The sequence below is a fragment of the Limnospira sp. PMC 1279.21 genome, from assembly GCF_032349615.1.
GTDB classification, from domain to species: Bacteria; Cyanobacteriota; Cyanobacteriia; order Cyanobacteriales; family Microcoleaceae; genus Limnospira; species Limnospira fusiformis.
Genome location: NZ_JARPLU010000052.1, coordinates 1 through 20,520 on the forward strand (window position 1 = coordinate 1; position 20,520 = coordinate 20,520).

27 protein-coding genes, 3 pseudogenes and 1 riboswitch are annotated in these 20,520 nt (G+C 43.9%); of the genes and pseudogenes, 9 read left to right on the plus strand and 21 right to left on the minus strand.

Translation table 11 applies throughout. From position 1 onward, the window contains the following. Positions 1-49: 49 nt before the first annotated feature. The 6 genes from P5683_RS10205 to P5683_RS10230 form a co-directional block, all read right to left on the minus strand. Positions 50-2,230 (minus strand): heavy metal translocating P-type ATPase, encoded by a 2,181-nt coding sequence (locus tag P5683_RS10205; protein WP_193520998.1) that lies wholly within the window; start codon positions 2,228-2,230, stop codon positions 50-52. Further along, positions 2,227-2,838, minus strand: coding sequence for an HMA2 domain-containing protein (locus P5683_RS10210; protein WP_006624668.1), 612 nt, complete (start codon positions 2,836-2,838; stop codon positions 2,227-2,229). The genes P5683_RS10205 and P5683_RS10210 overlap by 4 nt, the downstream gene beginning before the upstream one ends. Positions 2,839-2,895: 57 nt before the next feature. Continuing rightward, the gene (locus P5683_RS10215) at positions 2,896-3,393 is read right to left on the minus strand and encodes a hypothetical protein (RefSeq protein WP_006624669.1); all 498 of its coding nucleotides are present in this window, start codon (positions 3,391-3,393) and stop codon (positions 2,896-2,898) included. Between the two features lie 29 nt (positions 3,394-3,422). Further along, positions 3,423-3,641: a FeoC-like transcriptional regulator gene (locus P5683_RS10220; RefSeq protein WP_006624670.1), complete on the minus strand. Its 219-nt coding sequence runs from the start codon at positions 3,639-3,641 to the stop codon at positions 3,423-3,425. A gap of 149 nt (positions 3,642-3,790) precedes the next feature. Continuing rightward, positions 3,791-6,148 carry a Fe(2+) transporter permease subunit FeoB gene (gene feoB / locus P5683_RS10225; RefSeq protein WP_006624671.1) on the minus strand — a complete coding sequence of 786 codons (2,358 nt, stop codon included), beginning with the start codon at positions 6,146-6,148 and terminating at the stop codon, positions 3,791-3,793. Positions 6,149-6,175: 27 nt separating this feature from the next. After that, complete coding sequence (locus tag P5683_RS10230) at positions 6,176-6,844, minus strand: FeoA family protein (RefSeq protein WP_006670587.1); 669 nt, start codon at positions 6,842-6,844, stop codon at positions 6,176-6,178. 214 nt (positions 6,845-7,058) lie between these two features. Between P5683_RS10230 and P5683_RS10235 the strand changes: the two genes are divergently transcribed. The 5 genes from P5683_RS10235 to dcm all read left to right on the plus strand — a co-directional run bounded on the left by P5683_RS10235 (position 7,059) and on the right by dcm (position 11,600). Beyond that, positions 7,059-7,268, plus strand: coding sequence for a chlorophyll a/b-binding protein (locus tag P5683_RS10235; RefSeq protein ID WP_006670588.1), 210 nt, complete (start codon positions 7,059-7,061; stop codon positions 7,266-7,268). 48 nt (positions 7,269-7,316) lie between these two features. Continuing rightward, the gene (locus tag P5683_RS10240; RefSeq protein ID WP_315641845.1) at positions 7,317-7,559 is read left to right on the plus strand and encodes a hypothetical protein; all 243 of its coding nucleotides are present in this window, start codon (positions 7,317-7,319) and stop codon (positions 7,557-7,559) included. A 106-nt stretch (positions 7,560-7,665) separates the two neighbouring features. Then, a riboswitch (cobalamin riboswitch) is annotated at positions 7,666-7,812 on the plus strand. Positions 7,813-7,953: 141 nt separating this feature from the next. Continuing rightward, positions 7,954-9,006, plus strand: a complete 1,053-nt coding sequence (cobW, locus tag P5683_RS10245) for a cobalamin biosynthesis protein CobW (RefSeq protein WP_315641846.1) — start codon at positions 7,954-7,956, stop codon at positions 9,004-9,006. A gap of 334 nt (positions 9,007-9,340) precedes the next feature. After that, a complete protein-coding gene (locus tag P5683_RS10250; protein WP_006670590.1) occupies positions 9,341-10,324 on the plus strand; it encodes a DpnII family type II restriction endonuclease in 984 nt (327 codons plus the stop codon). Further along, positions 10,311-11,600: a DNA (cytosine-5-)-methyltransferase gene (dcm, locus tag P5683_RS10255; protein ID WP_006624677.1), complete on the plus strand. Its 1,290-nt coding sequence runs from the start codon at positions 10,311-10,313 to the stop codon at positions 11,598-11,600. The genes P5683_RS10250 and dcm overlap by 14 nt, the downstream gene beginning before the upstream one ends. A 70-nt stretch (positions 11,601-11,670) precedes the next feature. Here the strand turns inward: dcm and P5683_RS10260 are convergent, their stop codons facing one another. From P5683_RS10260 to P5683_RS10280, 5 genes are all read right to left on the minus strand, one after another. Continuing rightward, the gene (locus P5683_RS10260; RefSeq protein WP_006624678.1) at positions 11,671-12,543 is read right to left on the minus strand and encodes a hypothetical protein; all 873 of its coding nucleotides are present in this window, start codon (positions 12,541-12,543) and stop codon (positions 11,671-11,673) included. Positions 12,544-12,782: 239 nt separating this feature from the next. Continuing rightward, positions 12,783-13,616: a Uma2 family endonuclease gene (locus tag P5683_RS10265; protein ID WP_006624679.1), complete on the minus strand. Its 834-nt coding sequence runs from the start codon at positions 13,614-13,616 to the stop codon at positions 12,783-12,785. An 83-nt stretch (positions 13,617-13,699) separates the two neighbouring features. Next, positions 13,700-13,927 (minus strand): hypothetical protein, encoded by a 228-nt coding sequence (locus P5683_RS10270; RefSeq protein WP_315639634.1) that lies wholly within the window; start codon positions 13,925-13,927, stop codon positions 13,700-13,702. Further along, positions 13,924-14,127: a hypothetical protein gene (locus tag P5683_RS10275; RefSeq protein WP_006624681.1), complete on the minus strand. Its 204-nt coding sequence runs from the start codon at positions 14,125-14,127 to the stop codon at positions 13,924-13,926. The genes P5683_RS10270 and P5683_RS10275 overlap by 4 nt, the downstream gene beginning before the upstream one ends. A gap of 858 nt (positions 14,128-14,985) precedes the next feature. Further along, entirely contained in the window at positions 14,986-15,438 is a 453-nt protein-coding gene (locus tag P5683_RS10280) for an SH3 domain-containing protein (RefSeq protein WP_006624683.1), read from the minus strand. Positions 15,439-15,549: 111 nt separating this feature from the next. Here P5683_RS10280 and P5683_RS10285 point away from each other — a divergent pair. Beyond that, a pseudogene (locus tag P5683_RS10285) lies at positions 15,550-16,458 on the plus strand (amino acid--tRNA ligase-related protein); the annotation flags it as partial. Positions 16,459-16,726: 268 nt separating this feature from the next. Here the strand turns inward: P5683_RS10285 and P5683_RS10290 are convergent. The 5 genes and pseudogenes from P5683_RS10290 to P5683_RS26435 form a co-directional block, all read right to left on the minus strand. After that, positions 16,727-16,927 carry a hypothetical protein gene (locus tag P5683_RS10290; RefSeq protein ID WP_006624686.1) on the minus strand — a complete coding sequence of 67 codons (201 nt, stop codon included), beginning with the start codon at positions 16,925-16,927 and terminating at the stop codon, positions 16,727-16,729. A 100-nt stretch (positions 16,928-17,027) separates the two neighbouring features. Further along, positions 17,028-17,132 (minus strand): annotated as a pseudogene (locus P5683_RS10295) (histidine kinase); the annotation flags it as partial. 22 nt (positions 17,133-17,154) lie between these two features. Then, entirely contained in the window at positions 17,155-17,571 is a 417-nt protein-coding gene (locus tag P5683_RS10300) for a type II toxin-antitoxin system VapC family toxin (protein WP_008050006.1), read from the minus strand. Further along, positions 17,568-17,819 (minus strand): hypothetical protein, encoded by a 252-nt coding sequence (locus P5683_RS10305; protein ID WP_006624689.1) that lies wholly within the window; start codon positions 17,817-17,819, stop codon positions 17,568-17,570. Before P5683_RS10305 ends, P5683_RS10300 begins: the two co-directional genes overlap by 4 nt. 58 nt (positions 17,820-17,877) lie before the next feature. Beyond that, the gene (locus tag P5683_RS26435) at positions 17,878-18,054 is read right to left on the minus strand and encodes a hypothetical protein (RefSeq protein ID WP_396442652.1); all 177 of its coding nucleotides are present in this window, start codon (positions 18,052-18,054) and stop codon (positions 17,878-17,880) included. On the opposite strand from P5683_RS26435, the gene P5683_RS10310 reads away from it, so the two are divergent. The 3 genes from P5683_RS10310 (at position 17,969) to P5683_RS10320 (ending at position 18,858) form a co-directional block, all read left to right on the plus strand. Next, positions 17,969-18,229, plus strand: coding sequence for a hypothetical protein (locus P5683_RS10310; RefSeq protein ID WP_160162569.1), 261 nt, complete (start codon positions 17,969-17,971; stop codon positions 18,227-18,229). The genes P5683_RS26435 and P5683_RS10310 overlap by 86 nt on opposite strands. Before the next feature lie 150 nt (positions 18,230-18,379). Next, positions 18,380-18,589, plus strand: a complete 210-nt coding sequence (locus P5683_RS10315; protein ID WP_006624691.1) for a hypothetical protein — start codon at positions 18,380-18,382, stop codon at positions 18,587-18,589. A 2-nt stretch (positions 18,590-18,591) separates the two neighbouring features. Continuing rightward, positions 18,592-18,858 (plus strand): type II toxin-antitoxin system YafQ family toxin, encoded by a 267-nt coding sequence (locus P5683_RS10320; protein ID WP_006624692.1) that lies wholly within the window; start codon positions 18,592-18,594, stop codon positions 18,856-18,858. A gap of 69 nt (positions 18,859-18,927) precedes the next feature. Here the strand turns inward: P5683_RS10320 and P5683_RS26440 are convergent. From P5683_RS26440 to P5683_RS10340, 5 genes and pseudogenes are all read right to left on the minus strand, one after another. Beyond that, positions 18,928-19,032 (minus strand): annotated as a pseudogene (locus P5683_RS26440) (histidine kinase); the annotation flags it as partial. Between the two features lie 98 nt (positions 19,033-19,130). Further along, complete coding sequence (locus P5683_RS10325) at positions 19,131-19,553, minus strand: type II toxin-antitoxin system VapC family toxin (protein WP_006624694.1); 423 nt, start codon at positions 19,551-19,553, stop codon at positions 19,131-19,133. Further along, positions 19,550-19,795 (minus strand): DUF2281 domain-containing protein, encoded by a 246-nt coding sequence (locus tag P5683_RS10330; RefSeq protein ID WP_008050001.1) that lies wholly within the window; start codon positions 19,793-19,795, stop codon positions 19,550-19,552. The genes P5683_RS10325 and P5683_RS10330 overlap by 4 nt, the downstream gene beginning before the upstream one ends. 189 nt (positions 19,796-19,984) lie before the next feature. Further along, positions 19,985-20,146: a histidine kinase gene (locus P5683_RS26445; RefSeq protein WP_071533655.1), complete on the minus strand. Its 162-nt coding sequence runs from the start codon at positions 20,144-20,146 to the stop codon at positions 19,985-19,987. A gap of 156 nt (positions 20,147-20,302) precedes the next feature. Beyond that, positions 20,303-20,494 carry a hypothetical protein gene (locus tag P5683_RS10340; protein WP_315644854.1) on the minus strand — a complete coding sequence of 64 codons (192 nt, stop codon included), beginning with the start codon at positions 20,492-20,494 and terminating at the stop codon, positions 20,303-20,305. Positions 20,495-20,520 lie beyond the last annotated feature (26 nt).

The following is a 20,520-nucleotide window of genomic DNA, read 5'->3' on the forward strand; positions in this document are numbered from 1 at the left end:
GGAGGCGCGCCCCGACCATTATTAATTATTAATTATTAATTATTAATTATTAATTGTTCATCTGGTGTTCAACTAGGGGTCGGAGACTATTCATTCCGGCGGCGATCGCTGAACCATTGTGGATAGCAGTAGCCACTAAGGGATTAAGCCCTACGGTGGAAGCCAACCCCAAAGCTGCTAAATTCGGGGCGACGACGAGAGCGATATTTTGGTCAATTAAATTGCGAGTTTGACGGGCGATATCAATGGCTTCTAAAACGTCTAAGAGGTTATTATTCATCAACACTACGTCGGCGGTTTCACGAGCAATATCAGAACCATGTTGAAAGGAAATGGAAACATCCGCATAAGCCAAAGCGACGGAATCATTTAATCCATCTCCGATAAAGGCGACAGTCCGACCGGCGCGATGTAAATCACGAACAATACGAGCTTTTTCATCGGGGAAGGCTTCGGCATAAACCCGCGATTTGGGAATCCCTAATTGTTCAGCAACTAAGGCGGCGCGTTGGGGGTTATCTCCGGTGAGTAAATGGACTTCGATCGCATAATTTTTTTGCAGGGCTTGTATGAGGCGATCGCTTTCTGGTTTCAGGGGGTCAGTATATTCAATCACCCCTTGAAAATCGCCATCACAAGCGACATAAATTTGGGTCATTTGGCTAGTAGAAATCAGGGAATTATCACCCCAATTAACCCGCTGTTGTTCGAGAAAACGTTGACTTCCCACCAATACCTGATGACCTTCAATTTCGGCTCGTACTCCCAAGCCTAAATCATAGAACCATTCTCCTCGTGGGGGAATAGTAATGTCAAGTTGAGCAGCATAATTAACGATCGCCTCGGCGACAGGGTGATTAAGTCTCATTTCCGCGGCCGCCGCCAGTTTTAGCAGTTCGGTTTCGGACATTCCTCCGGGAAGCGTCCGCACGGCAGCGATCGCAATTTCACCCTCGGTCAGAGTTCCGGTTTTATCAAAAACCACGGTATCAACTTCGGCGAGTTGTTCCAAAGTCCGACCACTGCGAACCAAGATACCATGGCGGGTTGTATGATTTAATGCACCCCAAAAGGCTGTCGGAATTGACACTCTAATTCCGGTGACAAAATCGAGGGTAAGAATAGCGGCAGCCCTAGCAGCATCTCGGCTAGTAACTAATACAATACCCGCCAAAAGTAGAGAAGGCAAGATTAACCTATCTGCGACTTTTTCGGCATAATTAGCCATGCGGGTATCATAAACGGGAGCCTTTTGTAATAATTCTATACTCAAAGCAGCTCTAGTTTGAGAACCGACGCGATCGGCTTTTAAGTAAAGCTGTCCTGAACGCACCAAAGTCGAAGCTAAAACCGACTCTCCCACCCGTTTAACTAATGGCATTGCTTCCCCAGTTAAACCCTGTTCATCAATAACGGCTTCCCCTTTTAATATCGTACCATCTACGGGGATTTGTTCCCCCGGATAAACGACGACTTTATCCCCCACCTGAAGGCGATCGCTTGGGATTTTTTGCGGGGGTAAATCATCATCCACCACCACCCATGCAAACCTACCAATAGCATCCATCAAACTCGCCGTGCGTACCTCCGTCGCCCGCGCCGTTTGTTCCCGAATTACATCCCCCAATTCATGCAGTAAAATCACCATAGCCGGGGTAACTAACTTACCCTGAGTCGCACTTAAACTCAAGGCGAGAAAATCCAGACAATCAATATTTAACCGTCGCTGATTAATCAGGCTATTAAAAGCCCGTTGAGCCACAGGAAAAGCCGCTAGAATAAACGCTATTCTCGCCACAGGGCGCAATGGTGTTAATTGCGGAAACCGACTTAAAACCGCCAACGCAGTGGCTATAATTGGCAGCCGCAGACTCGACTCGTTTTCCTCTACAGTCCCTGATTTTTCAGGGGTTTTCGGCTCATTATTAACACCATAAATTGGCTTATCATAAAATTGATGATTTGTCAAGTCTTTGACTACATTAATCACCAAATTTGATAAATCAACCGCCGCCAATTTATTCGGGACATATTGCACCACCATACAGGCGGCTATGGGGTTAATCCGCACATAGGTAATACCGGAGTTTTTTGCTAAAATCGGCTGAATTTCAGTAGCTAATTGGGGATATTTAGCTAATAGGGGAATACGAAAGCGAGTCCGTCCAGCTACCTGATGAATAACCTGGCATTCTTGATTAGATAATGATGTTGATATCGCGGTAGTCATGATGTGGGTTCAGAATCATCGGAGACGGAATTTGTATCAGGTTCAGCAGTAGTTTCAGCCTTTTCTAGGATAGTAACTAAATACATACCTAACTCCAATTCCGAAACCCCAGCCGGGTCATATTGAATAATCAAAGATGCAGCGGTGCGGTTAATGCGTACCGACTTAACTCGCTGTTCCTCAGACAACAGTTTTTCTAAGCGTTTCGCATAGAGAACATCAGTCATTAAACGGGGAATACGCAACCGAAGCCGTCCGGGTATAGAATGAACAATAGTATAATCTTCGGTTTCAGTTGTGGTAGCTGTGGGACTATTATCTTGATGGTTATTAGGACTTGTGGCTTGAGTGGAATTAGTAGCGGGAGAGTTAGCCTTAGCCTCCTGCTTCAATTGGCGAACTAATTGGCGAATAATTGCAGCCATTAACAGGTTAACTATCAAGGCTTGCGCCCCCCGTAGCCGCAGGCGACTGGTAACTAATAAACCTGCTACCACAGGTAAAATCGTCACCACTTCCTCATAGTCTTCTAACCACCGACCTATTTGGGGAAGAATGTCGGGGTTTTCTGCGGTTTGAATTTCGGTAGATAATGCTGAATCCGTCATGGTCAATTTACCTTATTTTCAGGACAGTATACCATAGATAATTCACGAACCCAATAACTAGGAGAATTGACAACCTCTCCGGCGCTGATGTCGGTGTCCACCATAACAGTTGTTTTGATTAGATATGGCTATGGTTTGAGTACGTCTGGTGACACAACGTTTAAAGGCGGGTAAATGGTTTTCTTGGGATGCACGTTGCAAATTTAAGAACACATTTTGTACATCCCAGTAATTTGATGTGGCTTTCAATAACCTTTGATACATTTCCCCATTTTCAATTTCGGCTTTAACTCCTTGTTCGCAGGCTTCTTGTACTGAGTTAGGGGGAATTATACGAGTTTCCCAATCATCCTCTGGTATGGGAATATTATACCTAATAAACAGTGGAATTAATGCCTGTATATGCCTTTTTTCGGCTTCGATAATATTCACAAAGGGTCTAATCGGTCCGAATTTTTGGATAATTAACCGATAGGTAGCACAGGCTTTATATTCATCCTGTATGGCTTCACATAAAGCCTGTTTAAGACTATCCAGGGCTGGATTATCTGACATTTTGATTAACTCCTGATTAACTCATTAAATTAGGGAGATATCCATTCGTAAAACTCGATCGCTTCTGGGGAGCAACTATGACAGCCCCCGCAGGCTTTACCCTCCACTTTACAAACTCGCCCCTTTCTAATTAATTTGCCCAGCATGAATCGCAGGGTATCAGCATCAATTTTCATCTGATGTTCTAATTCTGTCAAAGAAACGCGACCATGATTTCTGAGATGATTTTGCAGTTGTTGAAGTAGCATAGTTGACGACGGGATAAATGGTGCGATCGCTAGTCTCTATGGTATCATGAATATACCTGTTAACACCGATAACCATAAATTCACAAATCCTTGAGACTAGCTACAGCCAAAAGGCTAATAACCTGCTTTTTTGGCAAGTCTAACCCTGGCTACAAACGGGGAGAATGGCGACGGTTGCTAACAGCTTTGAGACTAACTAAAGTAGCACCCATGACGATACATAGTCCCATCAATAAACCCAAAGCCTCTCCGGTATTTTGTGATAAAGTCATCGCCTGATAGTAGAAACTAGCAACCCAGTAGGCTAGTCCAGTAGTCCAAAGCGCCACAAACACCGTCCAACCGAGATTAGTTTCCCGGTAAACAGCAGCAATGGCAGACACACAGGGGAAATAAAGCAACACAAATAACAGGAAAGCAAAAGCGGCGGTAGAACTACCAAACCTTTGAGACATTTGACCAAAGGTGCTATAACTAACCTCCTGTGCTGTGGCGGCTTCTTCCTGATTATCAGTGCTTTCCATAATACTTAAACCAATGGGATCAAGTATTTGATTACCTAAATCAGCTAAGTTAGCGGGAATACTAGCAAAGGCTTCGGCGATACCTCCCCAAAAACTAAATTCTTCTTCGGGTTCTTCCACTGAGTCGGCAGCGGATGCTTCATCAGCCCCTAATTGCTTATAAAGGGCATCCATACTGCCAACCATGACCTCTTTAGCAAATACTCCGGTAAATAAGCCGACAGTAGCCGGCCAATTATCTTGAGTGATTCCCATGGGGCTAAAAACTGGGGTAATTGTGCGACTAACGGCACTTAAAAGAGAATCCTGGCTATCCTGTTTCCCGAAAGAACCATCAGTGCCGACAGAATTTAATAAACCCAGAATTAACACGACAATAACAATCATTTTCCCGGCGCGGGTGATAAAGGCTTTTAACCTTTCCCAAGCGCGGATTAATACACCTTTGGCGGTGGGAATATGATAGGGGGGTAATTCCATGACAAAGGGTGCAGATTGACCGCGTAAGAGGGTATGCTTCATGACTAACCCGGTGAACACGGCTGCTAAAATCCCGATGATGTAAAGCAAGAAAACGATATTTTGTCCGTTTCTGGGGAAAAATGCGGCTACAAACAGGGCATAAACTGGCAGGCGCGCCCCACAGGACATAAAGGGATTCATTAAGACGGTCATTAGGCGATCGCGAGGATTTTCTAAAGTCCGGGTTGCCATAATACCGGGAATATTGCAGCCAAAACCGACCATCATTGGCACAAAAGACTTACCCGGAAGCCCCATAAACCGCATAAACCGATCCATAACAAAGGCGGCGCGGGCGAGATAGCCAGAGTCTTCTAAGATGGCTAGACAGATAAACATTAAGCCAATTTGGGGGATAAATGTAGCAGTGGTTTGGATACCGCCGCCAACTCCTTCGGCTAGAGTACCGATTAACCAACCGGGGGCGTTAATTTGCTCAAGGCCATGAGCCATGCCATCTACAAATACGGTACCAAAGGCGATCTCAAAAAAGTCGATAAATGCGCCGCCAAAGTTAATGGAAATCAGGAACATCAGGTACATGACTACCAAAAAAATGGGTATACCCCAGGCGCGACTGAGGACTACCTGATCAATGTGATCGGAAACGTGCTGTTGTACTAGGTCCGATCGCTGTGTGATACCCTGTAACATCTGATGAATCCAGCTATAGCGCGCATCAGCAATCAATAAGTCGATATCTTCTCCCAGGGTTTGGTGTATGCGGTGGCGGTGGGTGGCAATTTGCTTAACGACATCTTGATTAACCAAACTTTGGCGATCGTCATATTGCAATAAACTGAGACTTTGCCAACGATAGTCTGGGGGTAAGTAGTTATATTGTTGGGCTATAGATTCGGTAATTTCATTGAGGGCGGCTTCGATAAGGGCTGGATAGGCGACTTTAGCTTGGGGGCGGTCTGCCATAAGTATGGCATCTCGGACAATTTCCCGCAGTTGTTCTACCCCTCGCCCAGAACTAGCACTCATGGGAATTACCGGACAGCCTAAGCGATCGCCTAATTGTTGGGCATCAATGGTAATTTGCCGCTGCTGGGCTATATCTATCATATTCAGGGCGATCGCGATCGGCAAACCCATTTCCAGCAGTTGGGTGGTTAGATACAGATTTCGCTCTAGGTTGGACGCATCTACGATATTGATAATTAAGGTGGCTTCACCCGATAGTAAATAGTCTCGCGCTACCTGTTCATCTAATCCAGTGCTGGCATCTTCCACGTCCAGAGAGTAAACCCCTGGCAGGTCAATCACCTTGATGGCCTGGTTTTGATAACGATAGCTTCCCTCTTTCCTTTCTACGGTAACTCCGGGCCAGTTACCTACCCGCTGATTACTACCAGTTAAAGCATTAAATAGGGTCGTTTTCCCACAGTTAGGGTTTCCCACCAAAGCAATACAGGACATCGCAGCCTTATTATCGGTTTGGCGGTTCAGTTCCATAGACTGACTCACAATTTTGTTCCTCCTTTAGGATGGGTTGATCAATGCCACCTGGAGGGCATCTGCTTCGTCTTTGCGTAAACTCAGGTTAAATCCCCTGACCTCAATTTGGGTTGGGTCTCCTAAAGGTGCGTGGCGTTTGACTGTAAATTCCACCCCTGGAGTTAATCCCATGGCTAATAATTTCCGTTTGTAGCTACGGGCGGCGGGGTCATAACCAACCACCCGCAACCGAGAACCGATCGCCGCATGGCGCAACTGCACAACATTAGTCTTATTCATTGATGAGAGTTTCCTTTTCGACTGGGTGAGGTTTTCTGTGGCGACCTGAATATTCTCAGCCATATCTGCCCCCAGTCCTAAGCGATGGTCGCCTAGGGCGATAATCACTGATCCACTGGTTGTGGAACTAATGACATTTAATTCTACACCTGGCATTAACCCCATCCCCATTAGACGGGTATTGCCTCCGGCACAATTGAGAGCAACTATATATAAGCGATCGCCTACCTTCGCCTCGGACAAAGCAAAGGTTCCCGGAATTGATGATTCGCCCACTACAACCAATGATTCTGGTGATTCACTTATGGTGCGAGCATGACCAGTGTTGTCTTTGAGGTAAGTAAATCCTGACCAGCTTGAGCCACCATCAAAGCCGTTCACGGATACATCGGCACAGTAGTTATCATTGTCCATAATCTATTGGCTCTCTGTTGAGCTAATTGAGAATTAATTTTAATTAATACCATGTAACTAAGTAAAAATCCCATTGTTAATAAATTTTTAATAAACCCCCTTGTTTGGAAAAAGCACAAAATTATACTACAAAAATTAATTTTGTCAACCCCTTGCAATATTTGTTTGCAGTGTGTTACATTTGTTTACAAGAAGTCAGAGAGGCAAAAATACTATGGTTCGTGGACAAATTATGGAAGAAGGTGGACGCGCAAATGTTTACGCGATCGAACCCCAAGTATATGTAGAGGAAGCGCAACAATTCGGTTTCAACAAATACGCAGAGAAACTCAACGGACGACTAGCTATGATCGGGTTTATATCCGCCCTAGCCTTAGAAGCATTAACCGGACATGGTGTAATTGGCTGGTTAACTAGCCTGTAAAACCCAGATTTTGTCAACCTATAATTCAGTAGCATTTCGGAGACTTGTATGAAAACAGATTTTAACTTTCCTAACAAATACTTAATCAGACCTGTAATCTTTCGACCGGACTTTAACAGTACCTCAGAAGTAATTACAGCTAACCAAGCCTGGTCTTTATTCTTCACAGGTGGTCAGGAAGACAAAGCCCTTGGTTATAATGCAGAATACGGCAGGTTTTTTACAAATTTACTGATGGCGATCGCCGTTAGTGGCGCTATTGGGGCTTTGATTTTCACTAACTTAGTCTAAGTCATCAAATTTACCTATCTCTCCCTATTCACTAATAACAAACCGTCCCTGTTTAGAAATAAGCAGGGACTTTTTTGGTTTTTCCCCGAATTCGCCCAACCTGTGATAAGATATTCGCGATATCGGTTCTAAGGGAAATCAGCCTTTAGAGGAAAGGGGGAAAGTCCGGTGTAAGTCCGGCGCTGTCCCGCGACTGTGATGGGACTCTGTTAGTCTCTCAGTCAGAATGCCCGCCGATAAGTAACCTATTGTTGATTCATCTGCGAGGTATGGATGATGGTTGATTTAGTATTTTCACAATCTAAATATCATAGCGATCGCCCATCTAAACTCTAGGAAAATCTCAACATTTATAGATAGCAAATCGCTATAATTTCGGAGGAGTCAAAAAACCGTGCATAAAATTCCTGTAACCATTATCACCGGATTTTTAGGGGCTGGAAAAACCACCCTGATCCGCCATTTACTGCAAAATAACCAAGGTCGTCGGATCGCGGTATTAGTCAATGAATTTGGCGAAGTAGGTATTGATGGCGAAATCCTCAAATCTTGCCAAGTTTGTGACGAAGAAGAAACGGAAACTAATATCATCGAATTAGCGAATGGTTGTCTGTGTTGCACCGTCCAGGAAGAGTTTTTGCCGACTATGCAAGAACTACTTAAACGCCAAGATGCGATTGATTCGATATTAATAGAAACCTCTGGTTTGGCTTTACCAAAGCCACTGGTTCAAGCCTTCCGATGGCCGGAAATTCGCACCAAAGCGACGGTAGATGGTGTGATTACGGTAGTTGATAGTGAAGCCCTAGCCAATGGTCAACTGGTGGGAGATTTAGAGGCTTTAGAAAAGCAGCGTCAAGCGGATGAAACTTTGGAACATGAAACACCAATCGAGGAGTTATTTGAAGACCAGTTAGCTTGTGCTGATTTGGTACTTTTGACGAAAGGCGATCGCATTGATGAAGAGTCTCAGCAGCGGGTTCAGCAATGGCTAAAACAGGAGTTAACCCCAGGAGTGCAGACGGTTTCCTGTCAGCAAGGTAAAATTTCCGCTGACATATTATTAGGCTTTAATGCAGCGGTAGAAGACCATCTGGACAGTCGCCCAAGTCACCATGACCAGGAAGAGGAACACGAACACGATGATGATATCAATGCTGTGCATTTAGTCTTAGATCCAGTCAGGGACTCCGCCAGTTTAGTCAATCAACTAAAGGCGATCGCCCAGCAGTGGGAAATCTACCGCATCAAAGGTTTTATAGCCGTAGCAAATAAACCCATGCGGATGGTAGTTCAAGGAGTCGGAAACCGATTTGATACCTTCTTCGATCGCCCCTGGAAAACCGACGAACCTCGCCAAACTCAACTGGTGTTTATTGGTCGTAGTCTTAATCAAGAACAAATAGCCACTTCTTTGCAGTCAGAAACCATGGCGTTAAACAGGTAGAAATCTTATCAATTTTGGTGATTTTAATAATGCGATCGTCCTTATTTAAACAGTAGTAAAATTCACAGCGTCGCCAAAATAGCCCCAATACAACCACACTTTACGCTACTTTCCGTCTCGTCTCCATCCCACCTTCTCCTCCTAATACCATATTGCGTCCCCCAGGTATTCCCCATCTAGTTCACTCTCTAAGTCATGATAGGTTTACCTTTGGATACCCACATTTGATCAATGGTTCGCAAATTCTGACAGAAAAACTGTTTAATCATCTATGGTTCAAAAACGAACAATTGAGGAATTGCATCAGTCAGCATCTTTATTCTAGCCAAAGTTTTTGGTTCAACAACAACTCGAACAGAGTATTATCCCGGTGCTGATTGAAACCCAACAGCAGTTTCTCTCAATTCTAGCCTTGGAATTAGAAAATCCCCTAGATATATTTACCACTTTAGAAATATCAAAGCTCTCTGCTAATTTATTCCTCAAACACCTTCTGATCTTAGCAGATTTTGGAGGTGAAAAACTACAACGTTTAAATCAAGAGTTTGATTTATTGTTCCCCGATGGAGAATTAGAGTATATTTGGAACAACACTCAATTTTGTTATCGTTTTCAGGTGTTACCCATATCAGGAATATTATCAAACCAAAAACTCAACGTTTCCAGCCAGAAATTACTGTTAAGGAAACAAACTCTGTCTGAAGTTTATAAAGATATTATTGTCGTCCTCCTGTTTGCTGGAGATTCAACAAATCCTAAAATTTCTGGCATTTTTAAGACTTGGGGATGTCAGATTGGACAATTAATGGGTAAGTATGATGAACTTTCCGAGTTTATACGCCAGCGTTATATTTATCTAAGCCGTATTACCGCAGGAGCTAAAAGTAATGATTTAGGTCAGCTTTTGCAACGTCATATATATCAATATTTAGGTAAAAATTTAAATCAAAATGATATTAATATCAACCTCAATTCTACCATCCCTGGAGTCAGTCATAAGCAAACAGGAAAAAGAGACACTAACTTTGATATTGTCGTAAGTAAAGGTGAAAAATATATAGCAATTGAAATTAGCTTTCAGGAAACCACAAATAGCACAATTGAGCGGAAAGCGGGTCAAGCAAAATCAAGATTTGAGCAGATTGATGGCTTGGGTTACAAGATTATTTATATTATTGATGGAGTCGGTAACTTCCAACGCCAATCTGCTCTGAATACCATTGATGAGTATAGCCACTTGCTTCTGGCATTTTCTGAGTCAGAACTGAATTACTTACACTACTTTATTCTCGACTTTATAGAAAATGAAAACCGTTAAATTTATAGATTTATTCGCCGGAATTGGGGGATTGCGCCTCGGCTTTGAACAGGCGCTTGAGTCTTTAGGTTGCATTCCTGATTGTCTCCTCAGTAGTGAAATTGATGGGGATGCTAGACAGGTTTATCAAGCTAACTTTTCCGAAACTCCCCAAGGCGATATTCAGACCATTCCCTCCCTTCCCCCCCATCATGTTTTGCTGGCTGGATTTCCCTGTCAAAGTTTTTCATACGCCGGGAAAAAAGCTGGTTTTGGAGATACACGGGGAACCTTGTTTTTTGAGATTTTACGTCTCATGGATAGCCAACAACCCCAGGCTTTTATTTTTGAGAATGTTCGCGGTTTAGTCACCCATGACCAAGGGAAAACTATCAACACAATTCGCCAAAAAATGCAAGAGCGTGGTTATAGTTTTGACCTATTTTTACTGAATAGCTCCAACTATGGTGTTCCCCAAAATCGCGTCCGAGCCTATATGATGGGTGTTCTGAACCAAACCCCTCACTTCAACCTAGTGTCAGATTTGGGTGCTAAGGATTCTCACTCTTATGAGTCCGGTCAACTGTCTCTATTTTCTGCGCCTAAACCTTCCTGTAAAGTCAGAGATATTTTAGAGGATAATCCCCCCCACCATTATGATTGTTCTGCGGAATTTACAACGGCGTTACGCACCTTTCTTCGCGGAAACTTAGAGAAATTACATGGCGTGAGACTGATTGACTATCGTGGGGGAAACTCAATTCACTCTTGGGAGTTGGGGTTACGGGGAGACTGTACCCCCCAGGAAATTGACCTGATGAATCGCTTGATTACTAAACGCCGCCATAAGGTTTTTGGTCAACATCAAGATGGGAAGTTACTTACCAAGGCTCAAATTGCTAGTTTTTATACCCATCCTAATTTAGCGCAATTATTAGCCTCTTTAGTTGACAAAAACTATCTGCAACTTATTGATGATAAATATAAGCCAGTGGCGGGTAATTTTTCCTTTGAAGTATATAAGTTTCTCGACCCCGATAAAATATCGGTGACTTTGGTGGCTAGTGATGGGAACCGATTGGGGGTATATTATGGGGGAAGAGTCCGTCGAATTACTCCCCGTGAGGCGGCGCGTTTACAGGGGTTTCCAGATTCTTTTCAACTTCACCCCAATCAGAATAAGGCTTATCGTCAGTTGGGAAATTCGGTTACCATTCCGGTGGTTAAAGCGATCGCTCAAGAGTTGTTACTAAACTTAATACCAACAGCTAAGACCCCATTTCTTGGGAAACCATAAATTTCCCTAAGCATTGGTAAAATCCCCTAATTAATAGTAGATAATATCGACAGAAAATTGTGGGATTCATTTACATTATACCAGATTGCTGGATGGCTTGATTCAGTGATGCGGAAATGTTAAGATATTCTGACCATTGCCAAAGATAGTCTAAGTCGAGGCGTTCTCGTTGTATTTTCAGCACACCTAATATATCTCGCCATTGTTTCTGGGATTCGTTTTGGGCAATTCTCATCCAGACCAGCTTTTGTAATATGGTATCTTCTGGAGTGCAAAGATAAAAGGCTTGTTCTGGGTTTTCTTCCGGGACATAGAGTTGACTGCGGTTCATTTGGGAACGAGAAAAATCATCGCTTCGGGAGATGAAAATATCGGCTTTTTCGAGAGATTCAAAATTGATTAAGTTCAAGTAACTGCTGACACCTAATATGGCATCTTTTACCGCGACATCACTGACATAAAAATCCGAGCTGAATGTTTCGATGAAAACTTCGACTTGAGATAATTCGAGATAAATAACCAAGTCAATATCTTGGGTGAATCTGGCTTCACCTTGTAGGGAACTGGCGACGGAACCGCCGATATAGTAGGGGATATTTAAGAGATTGAGTTTGTCGATAATTTTATAGGCGATCGCGATGGGATCTTCTATCATCAATGGCTCCCTTTCATCAAACAGGTTATTATCACTATAAGTAGCAAACAGTTCCCCCCAGCGTCTGCGGACGTACAGTTGTTTGAATGTCAAATTGTCGCCATTGGGGGATTGTTGGTGAATTCCCCAGCAGACCAATTTTATACCCCGTTGGATGATCCGTTTGAGAAATGCCAGTTTTTGACTGGCGCTGAGTTGACACGACCGCCCAAATTGCATCAATTCCGCATCGATGCTGGTATCTTCTGATTGGGTTTTGTAATGGGTTAAATTTAGGTGCGATCGCATTAATGATACCCGATAATCTTATCTCTACTGTCTCTGGATTGCTCATCCGATTCTCTCTTATATCCCCCACTTCTCGACCCATTCATATTGGTGAGTTAAGCTGAGTGGGATGCTTCCCTCTGCTTCTATGGCTGGTTTATCCGCCTCTAAATTGATGCACTTTTGGCAACGTTATCGGCTTGGGAATTATCGCCACAGTCTTGAATAGCGATCGCAGTTATTCGCGATCGCCGTTGATTTTAATCTTTAACCGAGCCGAGTTTTTCCACATCTTCCACGGACAAGGACAAAGCCTCAGCTACTTGCTGTATACTTAAACCCCTTGACAGCAGTTTAGGAACGGCTTCTCGTTGGCTTTGTTCGGCGCGATCGGCTCGTTGGCGTTCGAGTTTAGCGAGTTCGCTACCAGTGAGCAATAAATTACCCTGGTTATCCCACCACCGTAACCATTGCTGGGTCTGATTTTGATAGCTACCTTCCCACACGCCTAACTCGACTCCCATAGTGGCGATCGGGTAACGTCCGCGATCGTTGGCTTCCCAGCGATCATAGCGACCACCCACCCAGCGATAAACCTCTAACTCATGGGTTTGAATCAGATAAATGACATAATAGGGAATGCGAATAATCTGCTCATAAGCCCAAAATTTTCCAGGTCTTTGGTTAACGCCTTCTGGCGATCGAGAGAGGGGGGTTTTGTCTCGTTGTTCCGAACCATCACCGCTGGTTAATTCAATGGCAATAAAGGGAGCGGCATACTCCCGCCATAATACATAAGAACGGCGATATTGACCATCTAATTGCGGTGGCACATTGGGAACATAGAACCAATCTGGGGCTTCCGCACCCCGTTCCGGCGGGTCAGTTTCCCGCCAATAAATGCCGGAATTTTGACCGATCGCATATTGTCCATTGGGGTGGAGGGTTTGCAATGTACTTTCCAGAGAATCGGTCAATAAAATACTCTGGGGATGTTTGAAAAAGTTTTGTGTAAAGGTACCGTCGGATTCAGGTAATTGGGTATGATCGGGAAAAGCCGGCGGTACTATTGTCGGGTCTGGGCTTTGAGTCATGTCGATCCGTTGGTGAAAGGAGAGAAACTGAGAAAGTTCATTTCATTATAGCAATTTCAGCTAAGGGTAGCTAAGTCCTCTTTTTATTCGGACTCCCATTGTTGGTTGGATATGTCTCCAGAAATTTGATTTTCCTTTATTAAACTAAGTGCGATCGATGCTTCCGTTTCCCGTGGCTTTATTGCTGACTGGGAATCCTTACCCTTCGGCAGTTTAATCAGATTGGGAATAGTTGCTAAAGTCAGGGCGCGAGGGGTACTTGTCAGAGCCTTCAAGTCTTGTAAAAAACTCCGCTTATACTGCCTTTTCATTCTTTCTCAAGTTCAGCTAGGGCGGCTTCCAAGTCCAAGGAAGTTTCATTTTTGACTTCCATCATGGCTTGATAAAGTCCCTCTTGTTCAATAACTTCTAGCAGTCGCTGATAATCACTGAAATCCAAGATGACTTTACGAATTTGACCAGAAACATCTGTAATCAATTCTTGGACAAATGGATATTGTTCTGCTTGCATATTCTCTTTCTCAATTCACTTTATCCGCAAATTTTACTGATAAAAATAACACAAACTTAGGCAGCAGGTTTTCCCGGGAAGACTCTTCACGGTAATTCCGGCATCCTCAAGCGTTATTCCCGTCCCCGCCAGGGATACTCACCGTGCTGACAGCCTTTTCTCAAATTATAATCAGTTTATCCCAAATACAGAGGGGCGATCTATGCTTCATACCGAGTACGGGCGAATTGCTATTGGCTCCTACAAGAAACCCGGTTTCTGAAAGCAGAGACTTTATCCAGTTATGCTTCGCCCTTTATGAGATTAATCTAAAAACCACTCTAAAGCGGTCTGAAATATGATGAAAGACAAGTGCATTGATGAGTTAATTGATATTCTGGAAACTACTACCGATGAGCGGACCCGCAGACGAGCGGCAGAAAACTTAGGTCAAATCGGTAAAGGTAAGAAAAGCGCAATTTTAACCCCAATTCCTCCCAAATCACCAACCCCAAATTACTATCCTTCCGCAACTACCGCAGCAGAATCGCCTCCCACACCTCATCCCCCGGCGCAAATACTCCCAACTCCAATAACGATTCGTTTCCTGTTCCACCTTCGACACCTCCTTAACAGCAAGCCCCAAACTCATCAGCATAAAGGGCTGTGATTAGCTCAAGAATCGCTGGCTTTTAGGGATGGGAATGTCAAATTGATAAAGATCCCAATCAGCAACCGTCGCTCAGTAGCCTATGGTGGGGGGGACTTCTGACGATTTTTGTAAGTATCTTCTTGGGTTGGGTGGTGAGTCAATTCGTTTACCGATGGTTCACCAACCCAGAAAGAACCCAGAGAAGAGGGGGAGAGGGGACGTAATCTTTAATCGGATATCTGGGTAAGTAAATCGCCGCGAACCCATCCCTGGCGATCGCTTTCGGGAAGCACAACCTTATACCAAATATAACCATCCTCAGAATTATCAATGCGATCGACCACCTCCACCACCGTCCCCTCCGATAACCTAGCAATACTTCCAGTGTTGAGAGTAGCCAGTCGGCGAACATTTACCCGATTACTCCTAATTCTAGCCTTGGCTCGCGGGTAAAAATCAGCACCCCGAAACTCACCATCAGGAAAATTGCGCCTCACCTCTGGCGGCGTTTCCCCCTCAAAGCCAGGATTCCCCACTATCGGCTCAAACAGAGCATCCCCATTAGCCTTCAAATCCTTTTCAGCATCAGGCCTGAACGCTAAACCAATAGCGATCGCACCTACTGCCAGTATAATAGCACCCAGGACAACGAGCCTAATTTTGGGTTTAACCTTCCTCATGGGATCAATAACTGTTAACCACAGTAACTGGTCAATTATCCGGTTCTTCTGATCTTCATGATCGCTATGATATGAGATCCTAGGACTCTAATCTATAATGTAATTTCCGAAATGCCTGAGAATCCAACCCGCAACGAATTAGAAGTTCGTGCCAAAAAAGTCGAAGAATTGCGTAGTCAGGGTATTGAACCCTATCCTAGCGTAGCTTTTGAGCGATCGCACCTCGCCCAAGAAATTCACGATCACTTTTCCCAACCACAACACCAACTCGCCAACGGAGAAGCCGACCCCCAAGCACTTCCCCTGCGAGTCTGTGGTCGCATCACCTTCAAACGCGATAGCGGTAGTATTGGCTTTATTGGCTTAACCGACGCATCAGCAACCATTCAACTCAAAATCGAGAAAAAACTCGTCACAGGCGACCCCGGTTTAACATTCAACCAAATTAAAAAACTTCTCGATATTGGCGACTTTATCGGAGTCGAGGGTATTGGCTGCCGCACCAACCGGGGGGAACTCTCCATTCAAGTATCCCGCCTTGACGTGATCTCCAAAGCTACCATACCCTTCCCCGACTCCTACTATGGCATCAATGACCCCGAACTCTGTCGCCGCCACCGGGAAATAGACCTAGTTAGTAATTCCACATCCCTACAGCGGTTTAAACTCCGTAGCCGCATTATCCGCAGCATTCGCACCTATCTATGGAATGCCGGATTTGATGAAATTGAAACCCCCGTCCTCCAGACTATTTATGGCGGCGCGGCGGCGCGACCCTTTATCACCCATCACAATGCCCTAGATATTGATTTATACTTGCGTATTGCTACCGAATTGTTCTTAAAACGTGCCGTTTGTGGCGGTATGGAAAAGGTTTTCGAGATTGGTCGTGTCTTTCGTAACGAGGGAATTGATAGCACCCATAACCCAGAATTTACCTCCATTGAAGTCTATCAAGCCTATGCTGACTATTTCCAAATTATGGCCTTAGTTGAAGACTTAATCTGTGCCGTGGCTACAACGGGCGCAGTTACCCCGTTTCAAATCAAAGCATGGTCGGCAGGCTTTGAGTTATCCTGCCAACGTTAAGTTTGCAGGAGACTATCTCAAAGTACCGGGGAAAATTGGATTACTCTAACCGACCAATACCTTTTCCCCAGTTTTTTGAAATGGAGAGACGGATGAGACGGGTCAGATTTGAGTAAGTTGTAGCATTCATCGGCAGTTGTTTGTACAGCTTCCGGTAAAGCATGGTAACATTGCCAAAATCGTCGAGTGGTATAGTGCATCAGAGTTCTCGGCAATGTCCAGATACAAACTCCGCGATCGCCTCTTGAGCGAGGGCTTCTAAACGACCCTCGGCAATATCCTGTTCTATCTGTTCATCCCACCGTTGATAATCCAAATCAAAGAACCATTGTTTTAGTTTTTCAAACTCATGGGATGGCAGGGAGAGAATTGCTTGTTCAATTTCTTTTAGGTTGGACACAGTTTTACCTCTGTCGTTGTTGTAGAAATTATAGCTGGGCTGGCAAGGCATCAGAGTAAACGAGATGCTCTAAAATCGAGAGTTATAGAAACCAATATTCTCAAATCTCCCCTAACCAGGTTTCGATCGCAGATATCAGATTCGGTTGATTGGGGGGAAAGCCTTTTAAGGGCGCTTCTAGGGGTTCGGAGGTGAGGAAGGCGATTTTACCATGTCGTGCTTTGCTATTAAGATCTGAAAAGATTCTCAAAATAATTGTTATTATTCCATTGATAAATACTAAAATCCTTAACATCTAATGATAAAATTCGTCCAGTTTTATATTCTTCTGCCAACAAAACCAGGGATGCGTCAGCTAAATCCATGGGAACATCGCGATATTTATTCATCAAATATTTGAGTCTAGTAATCTGGTTAGGCTTAATTTCAAAAACTTGGAATAATCCCTCAGATATGGCACTAATAAACGTAACCGAAGCTTGGACTCCGCGACGAGTTTGTAGAAAGTAGCAGGTTTCGGTGACAACACACCATGTGGTAATCAGCGGTTCATGATATTGACTAAACGTTTGTTTAGCGGCTTCATGGTAGTTATCATTTTTGTTGGCTAAGGCAACCCAAAACCCGGTATCAACAATAATCATTGTTCAGTATTAATTTCTTGCATTAATATTGATTCGCAGTTTTCGGCTAGGTCAGGTTCGGCTTCAATACAACCAACAAAGCCAATTTTACTAAAGTTCTCTATATGACTGGTAGAAGTCGTCAAGAGTTTTCGATAATAATAATCAAGAGCAGCTCCTAAAACTTCATCGGAATTTTGTTGAGTTTTTTGTTGAATAAAAGCCAATTTTTGTACTTGTTCGTCAGTTAATTGAGTGGCAATTTTCATTATGTCTCCCTTTTCGTTTATCACCTTATGGAAATTTTAACCTAAAAAACGGTAACTTTCAAATCTCCCCTAACCAAGTTTCGATCGCCGATATCAGATTCGGTTGATTGGGGGGAAAGCCTTTTAACGGCGCTTCTAGGGGTTCTGAGGTGAGAAATGCGATTCTCCTACCCAGACGCTTCCGGAACGCAATTACCCCCGTCAGTTTTTGGCAAAAGGCGATTCTCCTGCCCAGACGCTTCGCGATCGCTTCTGGGGTGGGTTGGGTCGGGGTGGAAATTCGCTACCGAAGAGAATGGCACAGTGGGGGAGGAGGTGGGGCGCGTTTGAGGGTTTTGAGGTGGCGATCGCAGTTCTGCGGGGTCTTCGTCGGGACGAGTGATGTCCCAAATCAGTTCGAGCCAGGGTGAGGGCGATTTCCCGTTCGCGGGTTTCGTTGGCGAGGATGTCGGCGTTGAGGCAATTCTAGGAGTTCGTCCGTGAGGAAGGCTGGGGTGTCGGTTGGTTTATGGCAAAATAGAATATCATTCAAAGTAAGTCAGTACCGTGAGGCTTAGTCAATGATGAGATTTAATGATGTAGTTGAAGCAATAAAAGGTCTTTCTATCGATGAAAAACAAGAAATTTCAATGTTGTTACAGCAATATCTTCGTGAAGAATCTCGTGACAATATTTATAAGAATTTCCAAGTAGCCCAGCAGGAAGAAAAACAAGGAAATCTTAAGTTCTCCAACCAGATTGATAAATTGAAGAAGATGATTGAAGAATAATTATGGAAGTTAGTTTTAGCTCTGCTTTTAAACGGGCTTTTAAAAAGAAAATTAAAGGCAATCAGGATTTAGAAACAAGGTTTTGGCAAAAGTTAGACTTGTTTATCCTCGATCCATTTGACCCTACTTTAAAGACGCACAAACTATCGGGTAAGTTGAAAGATTTATGGAGTTTCAGTGTGGGTTATGATGAGAGAGTGTTATTCTATTTTACAGAGGATGAAAAAGCTGTATTTGTTGATATGGGCAGCCATGATGAGGTGTATTAAGTAGCCAGAAACTGGGTTTCTATCCCAATCTCTGATTTGTAGGTGAAACTGTCGCAGAAAACCGGTTTCTCAAATTTCCTCTAACCAGGTTTCGATCGCAGATATCAGATTCGGTTGATTGGGGGGAAAGCCTTTTAACGGCGCTTCTAGGGGTTCGGAGGTGAGCAAGGCAATGTCTCCTTATATCGTTCCAGGTTGTTGGGCAACTACTGAAGGATATTGCTAATCCGATTAGAATCATTTTTCAGGAATTGAGGTCATGAGCGATCGCCTTAATTATCCAGTGGCATAATAATCGGAATCGTTTGGTTTCTGTGTTTTCGATAGATGGTAAAATCACTATCTAGGGTAATAATTTGGCTATCTTCATACATTTCACTCATCCTCACTAAACAGGCATCGGCTAACGACATAGGGACTGAAACATAGCGTTGCATGAGGCTCTCTATCGCTTCTATTTCTTGGATTAAGGTGAAGGGTATAACCAGATGTCCTTGTTTGATTAATTTTAAGATAGTTGCTTGTCCTTGATGAATTCTTCGGGCCAGAAAACAGGCTTCTGTGATGACGGCTTCATTGGTGATGACGGGGGCGGTAATTTTGGATAATTGGTTAACAGCCCAAGAATGAAATTTATCCTTGGGCAACAGAAAAGCAATTAAAACTCCCGTGTCTACAATGATTTTTGGACTCATTCTTCACCTAATCCTTCTAAATATTGAGGATTGTGGGACAAATCCTCTAAATCACTATCGAGACAGCCCATAAATTCTTTCGCTGCTTCTGCGAATGAAACTTCAGGGGTTTCTATGGTTTGGGGCGCTGTTTTCTGGTGGCTAGATTGGTATTCTAAGAATTCGATGAATTCAAGTAACTTTTGCCATTGTTCAGGGGGCAATTTTTGAATTTTTTGGATGGCTATTTCTAGGGTAAGCATGGTTCGTTATGATTTGCAGTTTTCAGCTAGGTCAGGTTCGAGTTCAATAGTGAGTTGAGTGGCAATTTCTCTTGTTTCCTCTTTTTGTCTATGAAAGGATATTTTAACCTAAAATTTCAGAAACCGGGTTTCTAGCAAAATATCGGGTTTGTAGCAGAAACTCTCGCAGAAACCGGGTTTCTGGGCTCATTAAATCTCCCCTAACCAGGTTTCGATCGCAGATATCAGATTCCGTTGATTGGGCGGAAAGCCTTTTAATGGCGCTTCTAGGGGTTCTGAGGTGAGAAATCGTACTCTCCTACGGAGACGCTTCGCGATCGCTTCTGGGTTGGGTTGGGTCGGGGTGGAAATTCGCTACCGAAGAGAATGGCACGGTGGGGGAGGAGGTGGGGCGCGTTTGAGGGTTTTGAGGTGGCAGCGCATTTCAAGCGGGGTGGCGGGTCCGGGGGTAGCCTAACCTTGGCGGTGTAACCTCAATCCACAAGCCAGACTTCTCCCCGGTTAGGACTACTCATAATCTGCCTCTTGCTCATCTAAGGCTAAAAACAGTTCTTCTGCATTGAGGACTAAATCCTCATCGGTCAAAGGGGGAGCGTCAAAATTGATAACGCGCTTGAGTATTTCTGCTGCGATCGCCTGTTGTTCTGTAGTCGGCAAATCATCAAAGTTTTTGAGAATTTCTTGAGCTAGGGTATTCATAACAGTTCAGTCCGCTTCGTTACCCA